This is a genomic window from Streptomyces varsoviensis, from assembly GCF_000718635.1.
GTDB classification, from domain to species: Bacteria; Actinomycetota; Actinomycetes; order Streptomycetales; family Streptomycetaceae; genus Streptomyces; species Streptomyces varsoviensis.
Map to the genome: position 1 here is coordinate 205,088 of NZ_JOBF01000005.1, position 24,438 is coordinate 229,525.

The window sequence follows — 24,438 nt, forward strand, 5'->3', positions numbered from 1 at the left end:
CGCCCTCACGCACGAGGGCGGCGGGGCCGTCCGGGCGGACGTCCACGCCAAGATGGCTGTCTTCCCGCACGAGGGCCGGCCGCTGTACGAGCCTGACCCACGTCGCCGCCTTCCCCTCGCACGAGGGCGACCGGGGTACGGGCCCTGCCCTACCCAGCCGCCTGCCCCGCGTACGAAAGCGGCCGGAGGCCGACCAACCCCTGCTGGTGGTCGATCCTCCCGTTCTCCCGCGCAGGGGCGGGACGGCCGGGCCCCCGCGACGCCCCACCACGCTCACCGCGCTCACCGCGCGAGGGCGGTCCCATCCCGCGCGCTCGCCGTACGCCAACGCGGACAGCACTCCCCGAGCACCCGCCGCACGCCAACGCTCCCCACCCACGAGCGGGCGACCGGGAGCCCACGCCGATGGCAGGATCATGACCGGGGCCCGGCCAACGCCCCCGCCCACCCACCGTGCAAGAGCGGGCCCCACCCCGAGCACCCGCCGCACGCCAACGCGGACAGCACTCCCCACCCGCGCGGGATGGCGACCGGAAATCCACGCCGATGGCGACGCCGTGACCCAACCAACGCTCCCCGCCCGCTCATTACGCAAGGAGGCCCCACCCCAAGCACCCGCCATACGCCGACACAGCCAGCGCCCCCGCCCGAGCGCGGGCGACGGGGCACCCACCCCGATGGCAGGAGCGTGGCCGGGGCCCGGCACCAACGCTCCCGCCCACTCACCGCGCCAGAACAGCCACCACCCCCGCAAACCCGCCGCGCAAGGACGGCCGCCACCCCAGGCACCCCCGCACGCCAACGCGGCCAACGCTCCCCACCCATGCGCGAGCGACCGAGCGCCCCGCCGATGGCAGAACCGTGACCAGGGCCCGACCAACGCCCCCGCCCACTCGCCGCGCGAGAACAGCCACCGCCCCCGCGAAACCGCCGTGCAAGGGCGGCCCCATCCCGCGCACCCGCCGCACGCCAACGCGGACAACGCTCCCCACCCACGCGCGGGCGACCGAGCGCCCCGCCGACGGCAGAACCGTGACCAGGGCCCGGCCAACACCCCCCGCGCCCCGCGCAAGCACGGCCCCACCGCCGCCGTCGCCGCGACCGAACCCGCCCCTCTCCCACACCTCACCCGCCGTGCGGATTGGCCGCAGCCCCCTCCGTACTCAGGGCGACGAGGACAGACGTGCCCGCGGCTCCGAGCCCCAGGGCTGTGCGGCGGTCGTCGGAAGCCTCGCCGGTGAGGGCGGTGCGCAGGCCTGCGAGGGAGGCGGCGCCGCAGGGGCCGGAGGAGATGCCGTGGGCGGCGAGGGCGCGGGCCGCGGCGGCGCTGTCGGCGTCGGTCACGGTGACGGCGGCGTCGAGGCCGTCGCGCAGGAAGGGCCAGGCGAGGCTGGAGGGGGTGCCGCAGTTCAGGCCCGCCATGGTGGTCTCGCCCGTCGGCACGGTCACCGGCCGCCCGGCCAGGAGGCTGTGCAGGGTTCCCGCCGCGTTCTCGGGCTCCACCGACAGCAGCGCCGCGCCCTGCGCCGCCCCCGCCCGCCGGCCGCGGTAGTGGGTGACGGCCGCCTGGGCGAGCGAGCCGACGCCGACGGGTACGGCCACGAGCGCGGGCGGCCCCGCGTCCGCGGCGGCGAGTTGGGCGTCGACCTCGGCGAACAGGGTGGAGTACCCCTCGACGATCCAGCCAGGAACCTCCTCGTAACCCGGCCAGGCCGTGTCCTGCACGAGGACCGCGTCCGACCCTTCGGCCGCCGCCTCCGCCGCCGCGCGCACGGCGTCGTCGTAGACGCCCGCCACCTCCGTGACCCGCGCCCCCTCCCCCGCGATCGCGGCCACGGCCCCCGGGTGCACCCCGTGCGCCACGAAGACATGCGCCCGGTGCCCGAGCAGCCGGGCCGTACGGGCCACCGCCCACCCGTGGTTGCCGTCCGTCGCGGTGACCAGCCGTACCGGAGCGCCGTCTCCCGCCCCGCGAGACGACAGGACCCGGTGCACCGCCCACGACGCGCCCAGCGCCTTGAACGCCGGCAGCCCCAGCCGCGACGACTCGTCCTTGACGAAGAACCGGCCGACGCCCAGTTCGGCGGCGATCTCCGGAAGCTCGGTCAGCGGCGTGGGGCCGTACCCGGGCAGCGCGGCATGGAAGGCCCGTACGTCGGCGGGCGCGGGCTCGCAGACCCAGTCGCGGGCGGCCGGGCGTACGTACCAGGAGCCCGCACGGCCGGTGGGGGTACGGACGGGCGTACGAGCGGACGTACGGCCGGACGTACGGGCGGCGGTACCAGCGGAGCTACGGGCGGCGGCGACAGCGGGTGCGGCGGCGTCAGCGGGTGCGGCGGCGAACTTCGGCATGGGGTCAGCTTGCGATCCCCGCTACCCATCGGTCCAGCAAATGTTTCCGACCTATATTCATCAGGTGAGCCGAAGGATCGGAGCGCCGATGTTCGACCTGCACCGGCTGCGGCTGCTGCGCGAGCTCAAGCACCGCGGCACCCTCGCCGCCGTCGCCGCGGCCCTCTCGTACAGCCCCTCGTCCGTATCGCAGCAGCTCGCCCAGTTGGAGGCCGAGGCGGGCGTGGTGCTGCTGGAGCCCGTGGGGCGCCGGGTCCGGCTCACCGAGCAGGCCGAGATCCTCGTGGCCCACACCGAAGCGGTGCTCGAACGCCTGGAACGCGCCGAGGCCGACATCGCCGCCTCCCTCACCGACATCACCGGCAGCCTGCGCGTCGCCGCCTTCCAGACCGCCGCGCTCACCCTCCTCCCAGTCGCGCTGACGCGGCTGCGCGCGGCGCACCCCCGACTGCGCGTGCACGTCACCCAGATGGAACCGGAACGGGCCCTGCCCGGCCTGCTCGCCCGCGACTTCGACCTCGTGATCACCGAGGAGTACCCGGGCGCCCCCGGCCCCCGGCCGGACGGCGTGGAGCAGGAGGACCTGTACGAGGACCCGCTGAACCTGGCCGTACCGCGCCCGGACACCCCCGGCGGTCACCCCTCACCCGCCCCCGGCACGGGAACCGCGAGCGCGCAGGCGATGCTCCGTTCGCTGGCCGATCGCCCCTGGGTGATGGAGCCCGAGGGCACGGCCGCCCGGCGCTGGGCGATGGCCCTGTGCCGTACGGCGGGGTTCGAGCCCGACGTGCGCTTCGAGTCCTCCGATCTCGTGCTCCACCTGCGCCTCGTCGAAGAGGGCCACGCCGTCGCGCTGCTCCCGGACCTCGTCTGGAACGGCCGCGCCCCGACCGTTCCCCTGCACCGCCTCCCCCAGGGCCACGGCTTCCGCCGCCTCGCCACGGCCGTACGCGGCGGGAGCAGCGGCCACCCGGCCGTCGCGGCCTGCCGGCGCGCGCTGCGGCGAGGGGCGACCCCGTAAACCCCGATCCGTAAGCCCCACGCCCGTAGCCACCGTGGCCCCGTCGCCCCGGCCCGAAAAAACTTCGAAGAAATTTCGGCGGAGCTGTCGATCCGGGCGCATCCCGTTCGACGCAAGGGTGCGAGGCGGGGAGAGCCCCCGCCCGTCCGGCCGAGCCGAGCGAGCCGAGCGAGCCGAGCGAGCCGAGCGAGCCGAGCGAGCCGAGAAAGCACACCAAAAACACCGAACGCACCGAACGCACCGAGGAGTCACCATGCCGCGCTACCTGACGATGATCCGCATCGACGAGCGGTCCGCCCCCGCCGAGGGCCCCAGCCCCGAACTGATGGAGCGGATGGGCGTACTGCTGGAGGAGATGACCAAGGCCGGGGTCATGCTGGACAACGCCGGGCTCACGCCGACCGCCGACGGCACCCGGGCCACCTGGTCCGGCGGCAAGGTGAGCTGGACCGACGGGCCGTTCACCGAGAGCAAGGAGGTCATCGGCGGCTACTTCATCATCCAGGCCAAGGACAAGGCCGAGGCCCTGGAATGGACCAAGCGCTTCCTTCAGACGCACGAGGACTACTGGACCATCACCGCCGAGGTCCGCGAGATCCTGGAGCCCTGACCCGGCATCACCAGCATGGCGGCCCGGCCCCCGGCGCCCGCCCTCGGCCCCACGGTCGTGAACAGCCGCGCACAGCCGCCTTGATCGCGCTTGCCCGGGCCTCGCCCTGCTGCTCTGATGAGTGTTCGTGACGGCAAAAGCGGCAGCAGCGGCATCAGCACCAGCGGCATCGACGGCATCAACGAGTACGGGCAAAGCGGCCGAGACCGTGGAGACGGTGTTCAGGATGGAGTCCGCGCGGATCATCGCCGGTGTCGCCCGGATCGTACGGGACGTGGGCATCGCCGAAGAGCTCGCGCAGGACGCCCTGGTCGCCGCGTTGGAGCAGTGGCCGGAGTCGGGCGTACCGGAGAAGCCGGGCGCCTGGCTCATGGCCACCGCCAAGCACCGCGCGATCGACCTCGTACGCCGCAAGGAGACGTACGCGCGCAAGCTGGCGGAGGTCGGGCGGGCGGCGCTGACGGACGTACCGCCGCCGGGGCCGGGCGCCCCGGAGGGGGCCGTGGACCCCACGGGCTCAGCGGACGCCATGGACGCCGACGGCATGAACGACATGGACGGCATGGACGGCATGGACGGCATAGAGGACGATCTGCTGCGGCTGATCTTCACCGCGTGCCATCCCGTGTTGTCGGCCGAGGCCCGGATCGCGCTCACCCTGCGGCTGCTGGGCGGGCTGACGACGCAGGAGATAGCCCGCGCCTTCCTGGTCCCCGAGCCGACGGTCGCCCAGCGCGTCGTCCGCGCGAAACGCACCCTCGCCAAGGCCGGGGTGCCCTTCGAAGTGCCGGGCGCCGCCGAGCGGGCAGCCCGCCTCTCCTCCGTACTGGAGGTCATCTACCTCATTTTCAACGAGGGTTATTCCGCGACGGCGGGCGACGACCTGGTCCGGCCGGCGCTCTGCGAGGACGCGCTCCGCCTCGCCCGCGTCCTCGCGGGTCTGATGCCCGGGGAGGCAGAGGTGCACGGCCTCGCCGCGCTCCTGGAGTTCCAGGCGTCGCGGATCACGACCCGTACGGACCCCGAGGGGGCGCCCGTGCTCCTCGCCGACCAGGACCGCTCCCGGTGGAACCGGATGCTCATCCGCCGCGGCATCGAGGCCCTGCACCGCGCCGGGAACAGCCCGCACGCCGACCGCAGCCCGCACGCCGACCCCGGCCCACACGCCGACCGCAGCCCGCACACCGGCCCCGGCCCGTACGCCGACCGCAGCCCGCACGCCGACCCCGACCCAAACACCGGCCCCGGCCCGCACGCCGACCGCAGCCCGTACGCCAGCCCCGGGGCGCACGCCAGCCCCGGCCCGTACGCCCTCCAGGCCGCGATCGCGGCGTGCCACGCGCGGGCGGTCCGTTACGAGGACACGGACTGGGCGACGATCGCCGCGCTGTACGGGCGGTTGGCGGCCCTCACCCCGTCCCCGGTGGTGGAACTGAACCGGGCCGTCGCCGTATCGATGGCCCAAGGCCCAGCGGCCGCCCTCCCCCTGCTGGACGCCCTGACCAGCGAACCGTCCCTGCGCGGGTACCACCTCCTGCCGAGCGTCCGCGGCGATCTGCTGGAGCGCCTGGGCCGCGGCGACGAGGCCCGTACGGAGTTCGCCCGCGCCGCCTCCCTCACCCGCAACGCCCGCGAGAAAGCGCTCCTGCTGGCACGGGCCAGCAGCGCCCCCGCCGCTACCGCTACCGCTCCCGCCGCCACTACCGGCACCACCACCGCCACCACCGCCCGTCCGGATTAGGCCCCGCAGGGGCCGAGCCTTTCAGGCATGGGCCCTTCAGGCGGCGGGCCCGGCATGTTCGGCGGGTTCGCCAGGTCCGCCGTGCTCGGCGCACAGGCACCCGACGCCCTTCTCGATCCACTCCCGGCCCACCCATTCGGGGTGCCGCTCGATCATCAGGGCCGACACCTCGTCGGCGATGGTCCGCTCGTCGACGGCGGAGTCCCGGCGGCGCCACGTCTCGTCGCGCAGGAGGGAGAGGTAGTCGCGTACGTCGGCGAGGAGCTGGGGGCCGCCGATCTCGCCGTGGCCGGGTACGACGATGTCCGCGCCGCGGTCCGCCATCCGCTCCATGACGCCGAGCCAGCGCGTACCCGAGACATCGGTGTCGTGCGGCGGGAACCACGGGAAGATGGAGAACTGGGCGGCCTCCACGAGGTCCCCGGTGAACAGCGCGTCCACGTCCGGCACCCTGATGACCTGGTCGCCCCGCGTGTGCGCCCGCCCCGTGGCGCGGAGTTGGACCACCCGGCCGCCCAAGTCCAGGTCGTACGACTGGTCGTAGACGAGGTCGGGCCGTTTCGGCTCGACGCCCTCCAGCCGGCGCGCGACCGCGTCGCTCATCCCCTTGAACATCTCCAGATAGCCGGGGCCGCGCTCCTCCAAGTCGGCGGCCTGGGCGCTGTTGGCGAGGTACGTCGCCTCTCCGGCGAAGACCTGCGCGCCGAAGGCGTGCTCCGGGTGGAAGTGCGTCGTGGTCAGGTAGAGCCGCCGCCCCTTGGCGTATTCGAGCGCGAACTTCAGCACCGTTTCCGCGTTCTCGATCCCGATGCCGGTCTCCACGACGAGTACGGCGTCCCGGCCGCCGATGACGCCGACGTTCGGTACGAGCGGGACGCCCCGGTCGGCTATGACCACGAGGTCGCGGGCGGGCTCGCGGACGTCGGTGGTGTGCACGGCGGGGTCGGGGCCGCTGTGTTCGGGCATGGGCTGCTCCTCTGTCGCTGCTGTCACTGCTGTCACTGCTGTCACTGCTATCGCTGGTGTCGCTGGTGCTGTTTCCAGCGCTGCCGCTTGCACTGGCTCGTACGTCGCTGCTCGTACGTCGCTGCTCGCACGCGGCCGTCGCTCCAGTGGACTGCGACGGCCTCCGGAACGTCCAACACCGGTTCCTTCGTCCCCATACCGAACGGGTATCGTGGCCGCTCATGGACCTGAGGTTGCTGCGCTACTTCGTCGCCGTCGCCGAGGAGCTCCACTTCGGCCGGGCCGCCGCGCGGCTCCATATGACCCAGCCGCCGCTGAGCCGGGCCGTACAGCAGTTGGAAACGGACCTCGGCTGCGCGCTGCTGCACCGTTCGCCCGCGGGGGTCGCGCTCACGCCCGCCGGGGCGACGCTGTACGAGGAGGCCCGCGCGCTGCTGGCACGGGCCGCGCGCGTACGCACCAAGGTGGCGGCCGCCGCCGGCACCCCCGCCCTCACCGTCGGCACCCTCGCCGACAGCGCCGAACAGGTCGGCGCCGAGTTGGCCGCCGCCTTCCGCGAGCGCCACCCCCACGCCCGTATCCGCATCCGCGAGGCCGACCTGTCCGACCCGACCGCCGGGCTCCGCTCCGGCCTCGTGGACGTGGCCCTGACCAGGGCGCCCTTCGACGAGACGGGCCTCACCGTGCGCGTGCTGCGCTCCGACCCGATCGGCGCGGTCCTACGGGCCGACGACCCGCTCGCCGGCCGCGCGGGCCTGCGCCTGGCGGAACTCGCGGACAGGCGGTGGTTCCGGCTGCCCGAGGACACCGACCCGGCCTGGCGGGCCTACTGGAGCGGCCCGCCGGCGACCGCCGGACGCTGCGACGGGCCGGTCGTACGCACCGTGCACGAGTGCATGCAGTCCGCCCTGTGGGACGGCACCGTCGGCCTGACCGCGCTGAACCACCCACTCCCCCCAGGTCTCACCACAGTCCCCCTCCTCGACAAGCCGCCCAGCGACCTCGTCCTGGCCTGGCGCCCCAACGCCACCACCCCTCTCGTCCGTTCCTTCACCGGCCTCGCGGCAGACCTCTACCGCCCGACGCGGGCGGCGGGGTAGCGGGGAAACAGGGAAGCGGGGAAACAGGGAAGCGGGGAGATGAAAGCGACAACTCAGCGCGCGTCGGCGTCAGCGAGGATCGCCGTGAGCCGGGCCCGGCATTCGGCGACGAAGGCGGGGAACGTGCGCCAGTAGTAGGGGATTCCGCTGACGCCCACCGCGATCGCCCAGGCGCGGGCGCGCAGCCAGGTGGCGTCGTCGAGGCCCAAGGCGTCCCAGTAGGCGCGGCGGGCCTGCGGCGGGAGGTCCCAGAGGGGGGCGTGCTCGGCGTCGGGGAGGCCGATCGAGAGCCCGCCGAAGTCGATGACCGCGTGCAGCCTGCCGTCCCTGACCAGCAGGTTTGTCGGTTTGAGGTCGCCGTGCAGCCACACCTGCGGCCCGGCGGGCTCGGGCAGCGCGAGCGCGGCGCGCCACATCGCTCCGAGAGCGTCGACGTCGAGGTCGGAGCCCACGAGGGCCCGGCACTCGTCGAGGCACCTGCCGACCCACTCGTCACACGGCGCGAGGGCGCCCCCGCGGTACCAACCGAGGCCGTCCCCGCGCGTCGCCCCCATGAGGTCGACGCGGTGCAGCTCCCGCACTGCCTCCGCCAAGTCGGCCCCGAACCCGGCCCAGTCCCGTACCGTCTCCGGGCCCGCCACCTCCCCGTCGATCCAGCGGTAGACCGACCACACCAGCGGAAAGACCTCGGTCAGCGTCCCCGCGTGGACAAGCTCGGGGATCGGCAGGGAGAGGCGGGGCGCGAGGCGGGGCAGCCACTCCTGTTCCTTGCGTATGGACTCCCCGCTCCCGGCGGTCCGCGGCAGCCGTACGAGCAGGTCGGCGCCCAGCCGGTACATGGTGTTGTCCGTACCCCCGCCCGCCGGCGACAACGGCAGCCCGGCCCACTCCGGGCACTGCGCCGCGAGCAGCGCCCGTACCAGCTCCTCGTCGGCCGGGATCTCGTCCTCGTGAAGCGTCACGCGGGCAGTCTCGGCGCCGGCGGGGCCGGAGAGCGAGCGATTTTCACCGGGCGGGGCGGGGGCGAGACCGGCAGGCTCAGAGAGACCGGCGGGCTCAGAGAAGCCGGGGTCCTCAGAGACCGGCGGGCTCAGAGCCGGTCGTAGATGGCCGTCAGTTGGCGCAGCACCTCCGCCGCCGAGTCGAGGGACCGCGTGTCGTAGTCGGCGAGGGCGGCGTCCAGGTCGCGTTGCAGGGCCGCCTGCCGTTCGTCGTGCCGCTCCTGTCCTTTGGCGGTGAGGGCGACGGCGACGGCCTTACGGCCCGGGGTCTGCTCGCGGGTGACGTAACCGGCGGAGACCAGGCCGTTGACCAGTTGGGTGGCGCCGGGGGGCGTGGTCTCCGTCGCGGCGGCCAGTTCGCGGATCGAGAGCGGGCCGTTCTCGGCGAGCGCCCGTAGAGCGCGCGCGTGGGTGAGGGAGAGCGCGCCGGGCGTACGGGTGGCGCGCCCCCGCAGCCGGGCGTCGGCGGCGCTGAGGCTGTAGGCGGCCCGGGCCAGCCGGTCCAGGGCGGGCTCCCGCCCGGGGTCGGGCTGCGGAGGTCGAGGCGGCATAGGGCGTGTCTCCCGAATCTCTAGGTCCTTCTCGGGCCTTCTAGGCCCTCTCGATCCTTCCGGGTCTTTCTCGGATCTCTCAGATCCCGGAACTCGAATCTCGGATCTCTCAGATATCGAACAGCGACCGCGGTTGACAAACATCCTAAGGTAAGTACTTAATGAAGAGGAAGGTAAGTACTTAACTTACGAAGAGGAGGACGCACCATGACCACACGTTCCACCGGCCAGAGCTGGAGCCTCGACATCGCCCTCGCCCAGGGCGGCTTCGACGCCCTGCACCCGGACGCCAAGGGCACCATGGAGCAGTTCGGCCACGACCACACCGACTTCGACAAGGTCTTCGCGCTCGTCAAGAGCGGCGCCATGCTGCCCAAGGCGTGGGCGACCATCGCCGGGCAGGCCGAGGAGCGCGCCGCCCACCACGAGAAGGAGGGGTTCGCGCAGACCGCCGCCGACCTCTACCTGCGCGCCGCGGTGATGTGGGGCCGGGCCCAGTACTCCGTCTTCGACGCGGCCGACCCCCGCAAGGCCGCCTACCGCGCGCGTACCGACCACTGCGTCGCCCGCCTCGGCGAGCTGCGCGACGGACGGGTGCGCCGCGTGGTGCTGGAGTTCGAGGGGAAGCACATCTACGCGCTGCTGCACCTCCCGGCGCAGCAGGTGCGCAACGCTCCCGCGGTGATCCTCGGTCCGGGCATGGACATGATCAAGGAGGACTACATATACGCGGCCGAGCGCTACTACACGTCGCACGGTGTCGTGGCCCTCTCCATCGAAGGCCCCGGCCAGGGCGAGACCCGCGCGAACGGCCTCCCCGTCGACCTGACCAACTACGAGCGGGCCATCAGCCGCTACATCGACTACCTCACCGAGCTGCCGGAGGTCGACGCCGAGCGCATCGGTATGTTCGGCATCAGCATGAGCGGCTACTGGGGCCTGCGCGCCGCCGCGTCGGACTCGCGCCTCGCGGCGCTGGCCACCTTCGAGGGCGTCACCGGCGACTTCGACACGATCTTCAACCGGGCGCAGCCGACCTTCAAGAACAACTACATGTTCATGTCCGACCACAGCGACGAGGAGCGTTTCGACCGCGAGCTCGCCGCCCGGATGCCGCTGGGCGACCTCGTCACCCGCATCACGCAGCCGGTCTTCGTCGGTATCGGCGAGTTCGACGAACTGACGCAGTTGGAGCAGGCGTTGGCCACGTACGAGCGGATCACGGCGCCCAAGGAGATGCGCGTCTACGAGAACGAGTTCCACCCCCTGGGCGGGGTCGCCGCCGAGATCTTCCGCTTCGGCGCCGAGTGGGTCGAGCGCGCGCTCAACGGCGAGCTGCGGGAGCCCGGCCGCGACGTACGGCACTACGTGCGGCGCGACGGCACCACCGCGGACGGCACCGCCGACCCGGACTGGTGGCTCGGGGCCGCGCCGACCTCGCTCGACGAGGCCCGCCGCGCCCTCCGCGCGTAACGCCCCTGCGTTGCCGCGACGCCCCGCCCGGCCGCCCGGCCTCGCCAGGCCCCGCCAGGCCCCGTGCGGCCTCGCCCGGCCCCGCCCCGGTCCGTCCTTGACGGCATCGGCTAACCCTATTAGCTTTTAGCTAACGCCATTAGCTAGAGGGATCGGAGGGACGCCATGCCCGAGCAGGGGACCGCGCCCGGCCACGAGCACCACACCACGCCCGCGAACGGGGGCGCGGCGGGGCAGAAGCCCGCGAACGGGAGCGCGGCCGGGCACGGGGTCATGGCCGAGGGCGGGGGCGCGGCCGGGCGAGCGACCGGGCCGGTGGACGGACCCGTAACCACCCTCGCGACCGGGCCGGTGGACGGACCCGTAACCACCCCCGCGACCGGCCCGGTAGACGGACCCGTAACCACCCCCGCGACCGGCCCCGCCACCGAACCCGCGACCGGCCCCGCCCCCGTAACCGGCCGCCTCGCCGTAGACGGCGGGACGATCGCGTACGAGGTGGCGGGGGCCGGCCCGCTGATCGTCCTCGCGCATGGCATGGGCGACAGCCGGGCGGCGTACCGGACGGTGCTCCCGCCGCTGGTGGCGGCGGGCTACCGGGTCGCCGCGGTCGACCTGCGGGGCTGCGGCGAGTCGAGCGCCGACTGGCCGGACTGGAGCCGTACCGCCGTCGCCGGCGACCTGCTGGCGGTCGTACGCCACCTCGGCGGCGGCCCGGCCGTACTCGTCGGCCACTCGCTGGCCGGCGGCGCGGCCACCATCGCCGCGGCCCGCGAACCCGAGCTGATCAGGGCGGTCGTCGAGCTGGCGCCGTTCACCCGCAAGCAGTCGACCGGCCTCGGCGACCTGCGGCTGAAGCGCTTCCGGCAGGGCATGCTGCGGCTGCTCGGCACGCTCGCCCTCGGCAGTACGCGGTACTGGCGCTCGTACCTGGACGTGGCCTACCCCGGCCCGAAGCCGGCCGACTGGACGGAGCGGCTGGCCCGCGTCGAGGCGCTGCTGCGCGAGCCGGGCCGGATGAAGGCGCTCCAGGGCATGGGCCGCAGCGCCCCGACCGACGCCGGCGCGCGCCTCGGCGACGTACGCTGCCCGGTCCTGGTGGTCATGGGCACGCTCGACCCCGACTGGGCCGACCCGCGCGCGGAGGGAACGGCGGTCGTCGAGGCCCTGCCGCCCGGCCTGGGCCGCCTTGAGATGATCGAGGGCGCCGGGCACTACCCGCACGACCAGTTCCCCGACCAGGTGGTCTCTCTGATGCTCGCCTTCCTCCAGCCGGACGCCGCCCGTGCCTAGGGCCGGCCTGAACCCGACGGCCGTGGTCGCGGCCGCCGCCGCCCTCGCCGACGAGGTGGGCGCCGCCAACCTGACCATGGGCCTGCTGGCCGAACGGCTCGGCGTGCGTACGCCCTCCCTCTACAAGCACGTGGGCGGCCAGGAAGACCTCAACCGGCGCGTCGCCGCCCTGGCGTTGAGCGAGGCCGGCGACGCCGTCGGCGGCGCCGTCCAGGGGTACGCGGGCCGCGACGCCCTGGCAGCCGCGGCCCGCGCGTTCCGCGGCTACGTCCTGGAACACCCCGGCCGGTACGCCGCCACCGTCGGCATGGAACCCACCGGCCCGGACGACCCGCTGGCCGCGGCGGCCCAACGCCTCCTCCACGCCTTCACCGCGGTCCTGCGCGGCTACGACATACCGGAGCCCGACGTCGACCACGCCCTGCGCGCCCTCCGCAGCCTCTGCCACGGCTTCGCCACCCTCCAGTCGGCGGGCGGCTTCCAGTGGAGCGCCGATGTCGACGAGAGCTTCGAGTGGCTGATCGCCTTCGCCGACCGGGGGTTGCGTTCGTACGCGCGACAGGGCCGGCGGTGAACGGAACAGGCGTCAAGGGCAGTTGACCATGAAGAAGCCGAACACCCCGTCTCCAAAGCGTGGTCGAGGGGTACCCGGTAGAACCTCAGCGGACGTTGACGGTCGCCACGCCGGAGGTCCGTTCGCGTACGGGGTGGCTGTCCTTCGGGGAGAGGAGCACGTACACGACGGCGCGGTACTGCGGGGAGCCGGCCCGCTCGGCCTTGACGCGCGCGGCGGCCTCGGCGGAGCCGTCGCCCCGGCCAGCCACGGAACCGCAGGTCACCTGGTGCCAGGCAGACGCGCCGGCGCGCCCTTCGAGGCATACGCGCACGTAGTCGGCGGCGTCGTCGTCGCCCTGGGCGGTGACCGTGAAGGTCTTGCCGACCTGCGCCGTGTGCGGCGCCTTGATGCTGACGTCGCCCTTGGCGAACGCCGGCCCTGCCGCCAGCGCCACCGCGGCCAGCCCCAGCGCCCCGATCACGGCAACGCGCCCGCCCCGCACTCGCGCTTCCCCGGTCTGCTCAGTCGTGGCCTTCTCGGTCCCGGCCTTCTCGATTCCGGTCTGCTCAGTCCCGGCCTTCTCAGTCCTGGTCATGGACTTACCTGCCTCCCGTGAGCCTCCGCCGCTCGGCGAGGCCCACCCCGTTCGCGGAGACGCCCGCTGCGTCTCGCTGTTCACCGAGACGGGCCGCCCACCCCACCCGTTGCCTGCCGCAGAGGGCCTTTACGGAGCCATAGCCAACCCCGGTACCGCGCCGACGAGGCCCGCGGAAGACGAGGAATTCCGCCCCTCGGGTCCGGTATGACCGATTCCACCCTGGTGCGCACGGTGCCCCTCGGTGATGCTGCCGACTGACCGAGAACCGACCCATACATGCCAAGAACTCGCAGGGGGGAACCATGAAGAGAAGCATCCGCAGAGCCTCGGCCGTGGCGCTGGGAGCCGTGGCGGCGGCGGTACTGGCGGTCGGCCCCGCCCAGGCGACGCCCGCCTCCCCCTGGGCCAACTGTCCGGACGGGGCCGTCTGTCTGTACCCCGAGGGGCAGGACCCCGCCAAGTCGCCCAGCCACAAGTTCTGGAGCTACGGCGCCCATAACCTGAGCGGCCAGTACAACTTCCACTGGATTCTCAACAACCAGTACGGCGGCGCTCGCGCGAAACTGTGCAGCGGCTACAACGGCACCGGCACCTGCCACCACGACATGGCCCCGCAATACGGCTGGTGGACCAATTTCACCCCGGTCAACTCGGTCGTCCTCTACCTGCCATAAGCCGCCGGGGCCGGGGTTCCGTCCGGGGCGAAGGAATGGTGGAAGGTAAAGGCGTGCGGCGCGGAACCGTGGTCGCGCAAATGCTCCAGCCGGGAAACTCCGTCCCGCCAGGTCGGGGTGGAGCCGTCGGAGACCCACCAGCACACGTAATTCGGCTGCCCTGACCTCTCGAACCAGTCGTAACGCCGGTTCAACGCCGTACGGTGCAGACCGGAGTAGATGGCGTCGAAGGCGGAACGCAGCCCGGCCCAGAGCGAGAGGGTCGCCGCCAGCGCGGTGGTCTCCGCCGTACGCCCCTTCCCGTACCATTCCGGCACGGCGAACTCCCCCCACACCCCCCAATCCGCCTCAAAGTGCGCCCCCCGCCCACCCTCCGCCGCCACAGCATGAGCGACGTACCCGGGCTGCCGACCAATCTCCCCGTAGACGCCCTTCCCCATGTCATAAAACTCGCGCGTAAGCGCCCCAGAATCAGCAAGCGGCCTTTTCAAAACACCGAACGTATACAACGCAAGCCGATCCATAATTCCCTCCCCGAACAGCAACCCTCCAGGCCCCCGAGAAGGTAGCCCCCCGCCTCTCCCCTGTCGAAGTTGCACATCCTGGCCCGAAATGGCTTCCCGCCCAAACCTCACAACAGCGCCCGCGTAGCCATGACCGCGCAGGCGGGCCGGGGTGTAGACGATGTCCACCTGGATCTGGCCGCCGATCAGCGGGTTCGTTGTCCCGTATCTCTGGAAGCGAGCCATCCCGGTGCGCTGGCCTGGGGTGGTTCAGATTGACGGAGACGGGACAGGCCGACTCGTCTCGCTCAACCTGAGCATTGTTGTCCGCTGTCATTCAACCCAGCCGTTTGACAGCGAACGCAGCCGTTTCGGCTGGCTGCGGGTGCGAACGTAATCGCGTGCGGTGAAAGTGCTGGTGGGCGGCCCAGCCCGAGGGCGCTCGCGGTCACACAGCGTTCCAGCAGCGGCACCCCTCCCATCCTCTGGTCGTCCTACAGGTGGTCGAGGGGTTCGGCGGCGTACGTTCCGTCGCCCAGCGGGGCATCGGTTAGCTCGAAGCGTTGGGGGAGGCTGCCGACCCGGCGAGTGACAACGCTGCCGGGGGCCCGGGTGGTCTCGTAGTAGAGAGGAGTGCCGTCGGCCCCGGCGGTTCCAAGCAGACTGAAGCGGCGACCAGGCGCACAAACTGGCGGGCGTCCTCATTGGAGCTTCCTCATTGGAGCTTCCTGCGGTTCCGCAGCGCGGAGAAGCTGATTGCGACGCGTATCCCTCTGTCCGGCTGGCGTGTACGGCCTGGCCACGGGTTTCGTGGCCGGTCAAAGTTTGATGCCGTAGATCAAGGTTCGGTGACACAGGTCACCGAACCTGCGGGTTCGCGAGCCCGAGGTGATCCGTATGGTCTCGCAACCGGACGAACCGCCGACCGCGTCAGCCCTCAGGGGGTAAACCGTGGGCCGATGTCCTCGCGAGAAATCAAACGGTGGGCCGTTGGTGCGCGGGAGCGGCATGTGACAGCGTTCCCTTGTGCCCACGGACTGTCCGTCGCGGCACGATTGACGTTCCGTCACCAGGAGGGCCATGACCACCACGCCGTTCATCAGCCGGAAGGGCATGACGCGCCGCAGAGTGCTCGGAGCCGCGCTGGCCGCCGGGGCCGCCGTGCCGCTCGCCACCGGTGCCGATCTGGCCGCGGCCAAATCGGCACCGACGCGGCTCATGCTGCCCGTGCCCACCGGACCGCACCCGGTGGGCACGGTCCCACTGCACCTTGTCGACCGGTCACGTCCGGACCACATCGCGGGCCCCGGGCACTTTCGCGAGCTGATGGCCACCGTCTGGTACCCCGCCCGGGACGTCCAGCGGTACCCGGTGGCGCCCTGGATGCCGGCCGGCGCACTTCAGGCGCTCCTCACCAACGCCGGGTTCGGCGAGCTGACCCCCCTGGGGCCGCTCTCTGCCGGCCATGTGGGCGCTCCGGTGCGGCGATCGGGCCGACGGCTGCCCGTGGTCGTGTTCTCGCACGGCGCACACAGTCACCAGGGCGACCACACCGTCATGGTCCAGGAGCTCGCCAGCCACGGATACGCGGCTGTGACGGTGGCTCACCAGTACGACACCTACACCGAGTTCCCGAACGGTCGGATCGTCGTCCCGATCGATGACGAGCAGGCGCCGACGCTTCCCGGGGACTTCGCAGCCGACCTGCGCTTCGTCCTCGACTGCGTCGAGCAGCTCGCCGCCGGACGCAATCCGGACGTCGACCACAGGGAGCTGCCGGCCGGACTGCTCGGCTCCCTCGACCCGCGGCGCATGGGCGCGTTCGGCTGGTCGAAGGGCGGGACGGCCACCGCCTCCGCCATGCTCGCGGACGAACGCATCCGGGCCGGGCTGAGCCTCGACGGTCCGATGCAGATGAAACCGCCACTGACCGGCGACTTGGACCGGCCGTTCATGATGATGTCCGCCGAGTACACCCGGGCCACGCACCCCGAGGTCGCCGCGTTCTGGTCGCACCTGCGGGGCTGGCGGCTGAACATCCAGGCCCAGGGGGCCGCCCACATCTCCTACGGCGACAACGAGGCGCTGTTCCCACAGGTGGCGAAGCTGCTCGGATGGAGCAAGAAGCAGCTCCAGGACGTGATCGGCACCCTCGATCCCGACCAGGCGGTGAAGATCCAGCAGGCGTACCCGCTCGCGTTCTTCGACAAGCACCTGCGCCACCGCCGGGGCCACCTGCTCGACGGGCCGTCCCCAGCCTTCCCGGCAGTGACGTTCCTCCCTTGAGTACCTGGGACCGCAGCACCGCGGTCCCTCGCAGGCCCTTGGGGGAGCAGGACGGCTGGACCGAGTTCTACGTCGGCCCCGGAATCCCAGGTTCGGTGACCTGTGTCACCGAACCTTGATCTACGGCATCAAAGTTTGACCGGCCACGAAACCCCTGGCCACCCGCCCTTGCCCCGGCGGCCCCGGTTCCGTCACCGGGGCCGCCGGCCGCGCGGTCCAGCAGCCTGACGGCGGCCTGTGCGATTTCCTCCTCGTGCGGCCGACGGCCTGCGCGTTCGGCCAGCACCTGGTGAGCCCGGTCGAAGACCAGCTCGCCCATCGGGACCGGCAGGCCCGCAAGTGGCGCCAGGTCGCGGTGACCCGCCCTTCGCCGCGGTGGTTGCGTACCCAGACGCAGGAGATGCCGTAGGGGTCGTAGTGGACCTCCCAACCCCGCTCGCCCTGGCCGGCACCGGACGGCTGAACGCGGAAGGGGCTCAACTCCGCACCGTCATAGGCGCGGTGGCCCAGGCGGATGCCGTAGGAGTTGATCCTCCGTTGGCAGCGGGGCAGCAGCTCGATGTACTCGTCTGGGCTGAGCGCGACCGGGACGTGCCCGGCCCCCGAGACCAGGACGGCGTACTTCTCGTTCGGACTCACACGACCGACCGCGGCAGCAGCCGGAGTGGCATAGCTAACTTTTGCAAGCGGGCGCTTGCAGGAGTTAGCGGGGGTGGTGCAGCATCGAGGCATGGCATCACTGAACGTCGGCAATCTCGGCGAGTTCCTGCGGGAGCAGCGGCGCTCCGCGCAGCTCTCGTTGCGGCAGCTCGCCGATGCCGCCGGGGTGTCGAACCCGTATCTCAGCCAGATCGAGCGCGGGCTGCGCAAGCCGAGCGCGGACATTTTGCAGCAGCTCGCCAAGGCGCTGCGGATCTCCGCCGAGACGCTGTACGTGCAGGCCGGGATCCTCGATGAGCGGGACCGGGACGAGGCCGAGGTGCGGAGTGTGATCCTCGCCGATCCCTCGATCAACGAGCGGCAGAAACAGGTGCTGCTCCAGATTTACGAGTCCTTCCGCAAGGAGAACGGGCTCGCGCCGGACCACGAAGACGGCGACGACGAAGCAGGCACATCCTCAAGCTGATCCGGGAGACCATCGCCATGGCCATCACCGAAGACATCCGCAAGACCCTTACCGACCCGAAGCCGCTCTACGCCGCGGCCGGGGCCGCCGACGCGACCGCCGAGAAGATCGGGCAGCTCATCGCCGAGGCGCCCGGCTTCCTCGCCGAGCTGCGCGAGACCGACCCCAAGGCCGTGCAGGAGCGGGTCACCCGGCAGGCCAAGGAGGCCCAGGTGACCGTGCAGGCCAAGGTCACCGAGGTGTTCGGGTCCCTCGACACGGACCTGAAGAAGTGGCGCGACACCGCGCAGGACCTGGCGCTCCAGGGCGTGGGCCAGGCCGTCGGGTACGCGGCCAAGGCCGGCGAGACGTACGAGAAGCTGGCCGAGCGCGGGCGGGAGGCGGTGCAGACCTGGCGCGGCGAGGCCGCCGAGGAGGTCGCCGAGATCGCCGTCGCCATCGAGCCCGACTCCGAGGAGTCCGCCGACCAGGGCGGGTCGCGGAGCGCGGCCGGAACGCAGGGCGCGGCCGGCGGCACGGCCAAGAGCGAGTCCACCGCCCCGCAGGCCGCGGCGGCCCCGCAGTCCGCCGCCAAGAAGCCCGCGGCCCGCAAGCCCGCCTCCACCGCCAAGAAGCCCGCCCCCAAGGGCTCCGACCAGTAGGAACCAGTCAGCGCCGGTGAGAGACCCCGCGCGGGCCGGGCACGCACCACGTGTCCGGCCCGTTCTACCGGTACGGTGGCGTGGCGGCGTACGCCGGTCCGTACGAGCCCCGGACGAGCCCCAAACGATCACGAGACCAGAGGACTGAGGACTGAGAGGTGAACGGCATGCTGGTGCAAGCCTTCGGCAACGTCATGTACTGGGTGTCGATCGGCCTGCTGGTCTTCACGCTGGTCGCGTTCATCGACGCCGCCATCCACCGCGAGGACGCCTACCGCGCCGCCGACAAGCAGACCAAGCCGTTCTGGCTGATCATCCTCGGCATCGCGGCCGCCGTGAACCTCTTCATGGGCGTCCTGTCCTTCCTGCCGATCATCGGGCTCATCGCCACCATCGTCTACATGGTGGACGTGCGCCCCGCGCTCAAGCAGGTCTCCGGCCGGCGCGGCGGCCCGCGCCGCGGCGGCTCCAGCTCGGACGGGCCGTACGGGCCGTACAACGGCGGTCGGTGACCAGCGCGGCCAAGCCCGACCAGCGACGGGAGCCGGCTGATCCGTACGGCCGTACAACGGCGGCCGTTAGCCGGCCCTTAGCCCTGTCCGAGCGGCCCCCGGTCCAGGAGCAGCACCGCCACGTCGTCCGTCAACTCCCCGCCGTTCAGGTCCCGCACCTCCCTCACCGCCGCGTCCAGCAGCTTCTCCCCCCGCAGCCCCTCCTGGAACTGACGGCCAATCAACTCGGCCATCCCCTCCTGCCCCAGCCGCTGCGTGCCCGTGCCGACCCGGCCCTCGATGAGGCCGTCCGTATACATCAACAGGCTCCACTCCGCGCCCAGTTCGAGTTCGTGACGCGGCCAGCGGGCCTGCGGCAGCAGGCCGAGGGCCGGGCCGCCGTCCTCGTACGGGAGCAGCAGCGGTAACGGCGAATCCGGCCGTACGAGCAGGGGCGTCGGGTGGCCCGCGAGGAACATCCCCGCGGTGCGGCCGTCCGCCGCGATGTCGACGGTGCAGAGCGTCGCGAAGATCTCCTCGTTGGCGCGCTCGTGCTCCAGGACCCGCTGGAGCGTCGAGAGCAGTACATCGCCGCTCAGCCCGGCGAAGGTCAACGCCCGCCAGGCGATGCGCAGTTCGACGCCTAGCGCGGCCTCGTCCGGGCCGTGCCCGCAGACGTCGCCGATCATCGCGTGCACGGTCCCGTCGGGCGTACGGACCGTGTCGTAGAAGTCGCCGCCGAGCAGCGCCCGGCTGCGGCCGGGGCGGTAGCGGGCGGCGAAGCTGAGATCGGAGCCGTCCAGCAGCGGCGTGGGCAGCAGGCCGCGCTCCAGCCGGGCGTTCTCCTGCGCGCGCAGCCGCGACTCGCTGAGCTGGCGCTGCGCGACATCGGCGCGCTTGCGCTCGACGGCGTAGCGGATCGCGCGGCTCAGCACCCGTTCGTCCAGCTCGTCGCGGAAGAGATAGTCCTGCGCCCCGACCCGTACGGCCTCGGTCGCCCGTTCCGCGTCCGTCTCGGCGGTCAGCGCCAGCACGGCGTGGCGCGGCGCGAGCCGCAGCACCTCCCGCAGCGTGTCCAGCGCGTCCCCCGCCTCGGGGCAGGCGCCCGGCAGCGCGAGGTCGAGGAGGATGCAGTGCACGTCGTCCGTGAGCAGCCGGGTCGCCTCGGTGAGATTGCGGGCCGTACGGATGCGTACCGGCTTGCCCGACGCGTCCAGCATCTCGGGCACGGACAGCGCGCCCGCCGGATCGTCCTCGATGACGAGCAGGGAGAGGCCGCCGTCGGACGGCGCGGCGGCGGTCCTGGGCTGCGGCAGCGTCCGTGCCTCGCCGGGCGGAGCCGCCCGCGGCCCTGGCACGGGTACGGACATCGGTTCGCTTCCCTTCCCTCCCCCATGAATCCATGGCACGCCGGAGGGCACGGGGCCCCGGGAGGCGCGGCCCCCTCGGGCGCGGCGGCCGCCGATCAGCGGGGCCACCGGACGCGACCATAGCCCCAGGGCACGGCCCAACGGAATGGCATCACGTGATTCGCACGTGTCATATGACGCCCCCCGCCTGGCATTTCGCCTGCCACGCGACAATCGGGCAATGACAAACATCACGCTGGTCCAGGGCGACATCACCGAGCAGTCCGTCGACGCCGTCGTCAACGCCGCGAACACCTCGCTCCTCGGCGGCGGCGGTGTCGACGGCGCCATCCACCGCCGCGGCGGCCCGGAGATCCTCGCCGAGTGCCGCGCCCTGCGCGCCTCCCACTACGGCCGCGGGCTGCCGCCGGGACAGGCCGTCGCGACGACCGCGGGCCGCCTCCCCGCCCGCTGGGTCATCCACACGGTCGGCCCGGTCCACTCCGAGCACGAGGACCGCTCCGACCTCCTCGCCTCCTGTTACCGCGAGTCACTGCGCGTCGCCGGCGAGCTGGGCGCCGCCACGGTCGCCTTCCCGGCGATCTCCACAGGCGTCTACCGCTGGCCGCTCGCGGACGCCGCCCGCATCGCGCTGCGTACGGTCCGTACAGAACTTGAAACCGTTCGTGACGGCGACAGTGACCCAAGCGCCGGAACCGGCAACATCCCCGGAATCACCGAAGTCCGCTTCGTCCTCTTCGACGCCCAGGCGTACGCCGCCTTCGACGACGCCCTGCGGGAGCTCCCCTGACCCCGCCGCCCATCAGCATCCCGCAGCTCCCCGACGCCCCGCCGCCCATCAGCACCCCGCAGCTCCCCGACGCCCCGCCGTCCCTCAGCCTCCCGCCGCTCCCCGACACCCCGCCGTCCCTCAGCATGCCCCGCCCCACCTCACGCGTCCGGCCGTACGACCCCCAGCACCGGCATCGAACCCGCCCCCGCCAGCGTCACCTGACGCCCCGGCCGCGGGGCGTGCACGATGGCGCCACCGCCCACGTACATACCGACATGGCTCGCGTCGCGGAAGTAAATGATGAGGTCGCCCGGCCGCATGTCGCGCGCGTCGACCTTGGGGAGCTGCCGCCACTGCTCCTGGGAGGTCCGCGGTATGGGGCGGCCGGCCGCGGCCCATGCTTTGAGGGTGAGGCCGGAGCAGTCGAAGGTGTTGGGGCCGACCGCTCCCCACACATAGTCCTTGCCGATTTGCGCCGTCGCGAACGCGACCGCCCGCTTGCCCTGGTCGCTCGTCGCGCCCCCGCCGCCCTTCGGCGCCGCCCCGGCGCTCAGCCACTTCTCCTGCGCCGCGTACGCCCGTTCCTCCTCCAACTGCCGCAGCCGGTCCCGCTCCTTCGCCGCCAGCCGCGATTCGAGGTCCTTGGCCGACCGGAGCCGCGCCTCGATCTTCTTCTTGGCGTCCTCCTTCTTCGCCCGCTCGTCCGCGAGCTTCTCCCACTGCTCGCTCGCCGCCTTCGCGTACCCGTCGAGCGCGGTCTGCGTGGCGGCCAGATCCGCGATGAGGCCGCGTGCCGCCTGCTGGCCCTTGTGGGCGAGGGCCGCGTTGTCGAGGAACTCCGCCGGGTCGCCGCCGAACAGCATCCGGGCCTCGGCCGGCAGCCCGCCGCTGCGGTACTGGGCGCGGGCCAGCGCCCCGGCCCGGTTCTTGAGCCCCGCCATCCGGTCCTGCGCGGCCACCACCGCCCGCGCGAGCTTCAGGATCGACCGCTCCTGCTCGCTCTGGCGCTCGCCCGCCGCGTTGTACGCGTCCGTGGCCGCCTCCGCCTCGCGGTAGAGCGAGTCGATCTCCTTACGCACCTCCTCCAGGCTCCGGGGGCGCGCACCGGGGTCCCCGGGGCGCGGCGCCGCCGGGGCCGCCGGGGCCGCGTGCGCGGTAACCGGCCAGGTCTGCGCCCCGGTCACGGACGCGAGGAGGGCCGCGGCGACCACCGCCCCCCGAGCCACGACCCGCACACGCCCTGGCGCCCGTACGCGCGCCGCCGCCGGTACGTCCGCTGCCGCCCTTGCGCGTACGGCCGGCCGTACGCGCATTGCTGCCGGTACGCGCGCCGTCGCCCGTACGCGCACTGCCGCCCGTACGGGCGCCAAGGCCCGCCCCCCAGCCGCAGCCCCTCCCGGCGCCACGGCCCGTCCCCGATCCGTGGCCCGTACCCGACCGGCCCCGCGCCCGCCATCGACGTTCATCACCCGTCAGCCTCCGCTTCGCGCAGCCCATACCTGACGTGCCGTCACATAGGCTCGGATGGTGCCACGCCGCCCCGCGATACAACAGAGAGCGGCCCGTATTCGCACAGCCTTCCGCCGCGGCGCCCGCGCCGCTGCCGCCCTTTCCGTGCGGCCCGGCGGCCCCGCGACCAGTGCCCATGTCCCCGCGCCATCCGGCGCCCCCGCAGCGACCGTTCAGGCCCCCACGCCGACCACCCACGCCCCCGCGGCGCCCACCCAGGCACCCCGCGGCAACCGCCCCCACCCCCGCGCCCGCCCCCCTACGCGCCCCGGAGCCGCCCCCGCCCGGCAGGCCACCACACTGACGGCCGAGGTTCACCCCCCGTTCACCCACCCCCATCGACCACTTCACCTGTTCTGCCTAATTTCGGCCGTACACCGTGCGAGTCGGACCGTCCGAGGCCCGCGTCGCCCAGCAGAACTCCATAGCTGGACCCCGTGCTGGACAGCCAGGCTGAACAGCGCAGACTCCCGTTCGACAACCTCTTCGCACGCCGCCCGAGCGGCGGCTACCGGAAGGAACCCCCGAAAGTGAAGCTTCAGCGCAAGAACCGGCTCCGCGCCGCCGCCTTTGGCGTCCTCGCCGTCTCCGGCGCCTTGGTCCTGACGGCGTGCGGCTCGGACGACAACAGCGGCGACGGCGGGGGCTCCGCCTCCAGCAAGGCCGCGGGCAACATCAAGTGCGAGGGCAAGGGCGACCTGCTCGCCTCCGGCTCCACCGCGCAGAAGAACGCCATGGACCTGTGGACGAAGAACTTCATGGCGGCCTGTCCCGACATCAAGATCAACTACAAGGGGACCGGTTCCGGCGCGGGCGTCCAGGAGTTCCTCCAGGGCAAGACCGCCTTCGCGGGCTCCGACTCGGCGCTCAAGCCCGAGGAGGTCACGAAGTCCAAGGGCGTCCTCAAGGGCGGCCAGGGCATCAACCTCCCGATGGTCGGCGGCCCCATCGCGATCGGCTACAAGGTGCCCGGCGTGAAGGACCTCGTCCTCGACGCCGACACCCTCGCGAAGATCTTCGACGGCAAGATCTCCAAGTGGAACGATCCTGCGATCGCGAAGCTCAACAAGGACGCGAAGCTCCCGGACCTGAAGATCCAGGCGTTCCACCGCTCCGACGAGTCGGGCACGACGGACAACTTCACCAAGTACCTCAAGGCCGCCGCGCCCAAGTCCTGGCCGTACGAGCCCGCCAAGGCGTGGGCCGCGAAGGGCGGGCAGTCCGCGGACGGCTCCGCCGGCGTGTCCTCGCAGGTGAAGCAGAACGACGGCGCCATCTCGTACTTCGAGCTGTCCTACGCCACCGCCAACAGCATCGACACGGTGAAGATCGACACCGGCGCCGCCGCCCCGGTCGCCGCCACCTCCGACAACGCGTCCAAGGCCATCGCCGACGCGAAGGTCGTCGGCTCCGGCAAGGACCTCGCCCTCAAGCTGAACTACGCCACCAAGGCCGAGGGCGCCTACCCGATCACCCTGGTCACGTACGAGGTCCTCGGCGACAAGGGCAACAAGGCCGACACCCTTGCCGCCACCAAGTCCTTCCTGACCTACGTCTCCTCCGAGGCCGGCCAGGCCGGTCTCAAGGAGCTCGGCTACGCCCCGCTGCCCGCCGAGATCGCCGCCAAGGTCCGCGAGAGCGTCGCCTCCCTCTCCTGATCCGCGTGCGGCCGGGCCCCGAACGGGCCTCCCAGGGGCCTCCGAGAGGAGCACCTCGGGCCAGGGGTCTCCGAGAGAAGCCCCTCGGGCCAGGGCCCTCCGCGAGGAGCCCCCTCGGGCCCGGCCGCACCATCCGGTGCACCGCC

At 72.5% G+C, this 24,438-nt stretch carries 22 protein-coding genes; 14 read left to right on the forward strand and 8 right to left on the reverse strand.

The annotated features are described in order from the left end of the window. Positions 1 to 1,125: 1,125 nt before the first annotated feature. Positions 1,126 to 2,352, reverse strand: coding sequence for a diaminopropionate ammonia-lyase (locus tag IF55_RS10965; protein WP_078644102.1), 1,227 nt, complete (start codon positions 2,350 to 2,352; stop codon positions 1,126 to 1,128). A gap of 88 nt (positions 2,353 to 2,440) precedes the next feature. Between IF55_RS10965 and IF55_RS10970 the strand changes: the two genes are divergently transcribed. The 3 genes from IF55_RS10970 to IF55_RS38405 all read left to right on the forward strand — a co-directional run bounded on the left by IF55_RS10970 (position 2,441) and on the right by IF55_RS38405 (position 5,724). After that, a complete protein-coding gene (locus IF55_RS10970) occupies positions 2,441 to 3,373 on the forward strand; it encodes a LysR substrate-binding domain-containing protein (RefSeq protein ID WP_030892680.1) in 933 nt (310 codons plus the stop codon). Positions 3,374 to 3,626: 253 nt separating this feature from the next. Then, a complete protein-coding gene (locus IF55_RS10975) occupies positions 3,627 to 3,983 on the forward strand; it encodes a YciI family protein (RefSeq protein WP_030892677.1) in 357 nt (118 codons plus the stop codon). 226 nt (positions 3,984 to 4,209) lie between these two features. After that, entirely contained in the window at positions 4,210 to 5,724 is a 1,515-nt protein-coding gene (locus IF55_RS38405) for a DUF6596 domain-containing protein (protein WP_106980365.1), read from the forward strand. A gap of 36 nt (positions 5,725 to 5,760) precedes the next feature. On the opposite strand, the gene IF55_RS10985 is transcribed toward IF55_RS38405, so the two are convergent. Next, positions 5,761 to 6,690, reverse strand: a complete 930-nt coding sequence (locus IF55_RS10985) for an MBL fold metallo-hydrolase (RefSeq protein WP_030892675.1) — start codon at positions 6,688 to 6,690, stop codon at positions 5,761 to 5,763. 221 nt (positions 6,691 to 6,911) lie between these two features. Between IF55_RS10985 and IF55_RS10990 the strand changes: the two genes are divergently transcribed. Further along, positions 6,912 to 7,790: a LysR family transcriptional regulator gene (locus tag IF55_RS10990; protein WP_030892674.1), complete on the forward strand. Its 879-nt coding sequence runs from the start codon at positions 6,912 to 6,914 to the stop codon at positions 7,788 to 7,790. A gap of 53 nt (positions 7,791 to 7,843) precedes the next feature. Here IF55_RS10990 and IF55_RS10995 read toward each other — a convergent pair whose 3' ends face one another. Then, positions 7,844 to 8,752 (reverse strand): aminoglycoside phosphotransferase family protein, encoded by a 909-nt coding sequence (locus IF55_RS10995; RefSeq protein ID WP_030892673.1) that lies wholly within the window; start codon positions 8,750 to 8,752, stop codon positions 7,844 to 7,846. 128 nt (positions 8,753 to 8,880) lie between these two features. Continuing rightward, on the reverse strand, positions 8,881 to 9,342 hold the full coding sequence (locus IF55_RS11000; protein WP_037967462.1) for a MarR family winged helix-turn-helix transcriptional regulator: 462 nt from the start codon (positions 9,340 to 9,342) through the stop codon (positions 8,881 to 8,883). Between the two features lie 207 nt (positions 9,343 to 9,549). Between IF55_RS11000 and IF55_RS11005 the strand changes: the two genes are divergently transcribed. The 3 genes from IF55_RS11005 to IF55_RS11015 all read left to right on the forward strand — a co-directional run bounded on the left by IF55_RS11005 (position 9,550) and on the right by IF55_RS11015 (position 12,682). Continuing rightward, complete coding sequence (locus tag IF55_RS11005; RefSeq protein ID WP_030892670.1) at positions 9,550 to 10,815, forward strand: alpha/beta hydrolase; 1,266 nt, start codon at positions 9,550 to 9,552, stop codon at positions 10,813 to 10,815. A gap of 486 nt (positions 10,816 to 11,301) precedes the next feature. Next, entirely contained in the window at positions 11,302 to 12,108 is an 807-nt protein-coding gene (locus IF55_RS11010; protein ID WP_030892668.1) for an alpha/beta fold hydrolase, read from the forward strand. A gap of 22 nt (positions 12,109 to 12,130) precedes the next feature. Further along, complete coding sequence (locus IF55_RS11015) at positions 12,131 to 12,682, forward strand: TetR/AcrR family transcriptional regulator (protein WP_030892665.1); 552 nt, start codon at positions 12,131 to 12,133, stop codon at positions 12,680 to 12,682. 85 nt (positions 12,683 to 12,767) lie between these two features. Here IF55_RS11015 and IF55_RS11020 read toward each other — a convergent pair whose 3' ends face one another. Next, entirely contained in the window at positions 12,768 to 13,259 is a 492-nt protein-coding gene (locus IF55_RS11020) for a hypothetical protein (protein ID WP_245661149.1), read from the reverse strand. 305 nt (positions 13,260 to 13,564) lie between these two features. Here IF55_RS11020 and IF55_RS11025 point away from each other — a divergent pair, with 305 nt between their 5' ends. Continuing rightward, positions 13,565 to 13,936 carry a hypothetical protein gene (locus IF55_RS11025; protein ID WP_030892660.1) on the forward strand — a complete coding sequence of 124 codons (372 nt, stop codon included), beginning with the start codon at positions 13,565 to 13,567 and terminating at the stop codon, positions 13,934 to 13,936. Here IF55_RS11025 and IF55_RS11030 read toward each other — a convergent pair. Next, positions 13,924 to 14,460: a DUF3291 domain-containing protein gene (locus tag IF55_RS11030; RefSeq protein ID WP_030892658.1), complete on the reverse strand. Its 537-nt coding sequence runs from the start codon at positions 14,458 to 14,460 to the stop codon at positions 13,924 to 13,926. The genes IF55_RS11025 and IF55_RS11030 overlap by 13 nt on opposite strands. Positions 14,461 to 15,519: 1,059 nt before the next feature. Here IF55_RS11030 and IF55_RS11035 point away from each other — a divergent pair. The 4 genes from IF55_RS11035 (at position 15,520) to IF55_RS11055 (ending at position 19,004) form a co-directional block, all read left to right on the forward strand. After that, positions 15,520 to 16,725, forward strand: a complete 1,206-nt coding sequence (locus IF55_RS11035) for an alpha/beta hydrolase family protein (RefSeq protein ID WP_030892653.1) — start codon at positions 15,520 to 15,522, stop codon at positions 16,723 to 16,725. Positions 16,726 to 17,455: 730 nt separating this feature from the next. Next, entirely contained in the window at positions 17,456 to 17,851 is a 396-nt protein-coding gene (locus IF55_RS11045; RefSeq protein WP_030892648.1) for a helix-turn-helix domain-containing protein, read from the forward strand. A 17-nt stretch (positions 17,852 to 17,868) separates the two neighbouring features. Then, positions 17,869 to 18,492, forward strand: coding sequence for a hypothetical protein (locus tag IF55_RS11050; RefSeq protein WP_030892646.1), 624 nt, complete (start codon positions 17,869 to 17,871; stop codon positions 18,490 to 18,492). 167 nt (positions 18,493 to 18,659) lie between these two features. Further along, complete coding sequence (locus IF55_RS11055) at positions 18,660 to 19,004, forward strand: DUF2516 family protein (RefSeq protein WP_030892643.1); 345 nt, start codon at positions 18,660 to 18,662, stop codon at positions 19,002 to 19,004. A 77-nt stretch (positions 19,005 to 19,081) separates the two neighbouring features. On the opposite strand, the gene IF55_RS11060 is transcribed toward IF55_RS11055, so the two are convergent. Continuing rightward, on the reverse strand, positions 19,082 to 20,353 hold the full coding sequence (locus IF55_RS11060; RefSeq protein ID WP_030892641.1) for a PP2C family protein-serine/threonine phosphatase: 1,272 nt from the start codon (positions 20,351 to 20,353) through the stop codon (positions 19,082 to 19,084). A gap of 220 nt (positions 20,354 to 20,573) precedes the next feature. Here IF55_RS11060 and IF55_RS11065 point away from each other — a divergent pair, with 220 nt between their 5' ends. After that, positions 20,574 to 21,143 (forward strand): O-acetyl-ADP-ribose deacetylase, encoded by a 570-nt coding sequence (locus IF55_RS11065; RefSeq protein ID WP_030892638.1) that lies wholly within the window; start codon positions 20,574 to 20,576, stop codon positions 21,141 to 21,143. Between the two features lie 140 nt (positions 21,144 to 21,283). Here the strand turns inward: IF55_RS11065 and IF55_RS11070 are convergent, their stop codons facing one another. Continuing rightward, complete coding sequence (locus tag IF55_RS11070; protein WP_398244736.1) at positions 21,284 to 22,204, reverse strand: C40 family peptidase; 921 nt, start codon at positions 22,202 to 22,204, stop codon at positions 21,284 to 21,286. A 960-nt stretch (positions 22,205 to 23,164) separates the two neighbouring features. Between IF55_RS11070 and pstS the strand changes: the two genes are divergently transcribed. Next, positions 23,165 to 24,292, forward strand: a complete 1,128-nt coding sequence (gene pstS, locus IF55_RS11075) for a phosphate ABC transporter substrate-binding protein PstS (protein ID WP_030892263.1) — start codon at positions 23,165 to 23,167, stop codon at positions 24,290 to 24,292. Positions 24,293 to 24,438: the final 146 nt, after the last annotated feature.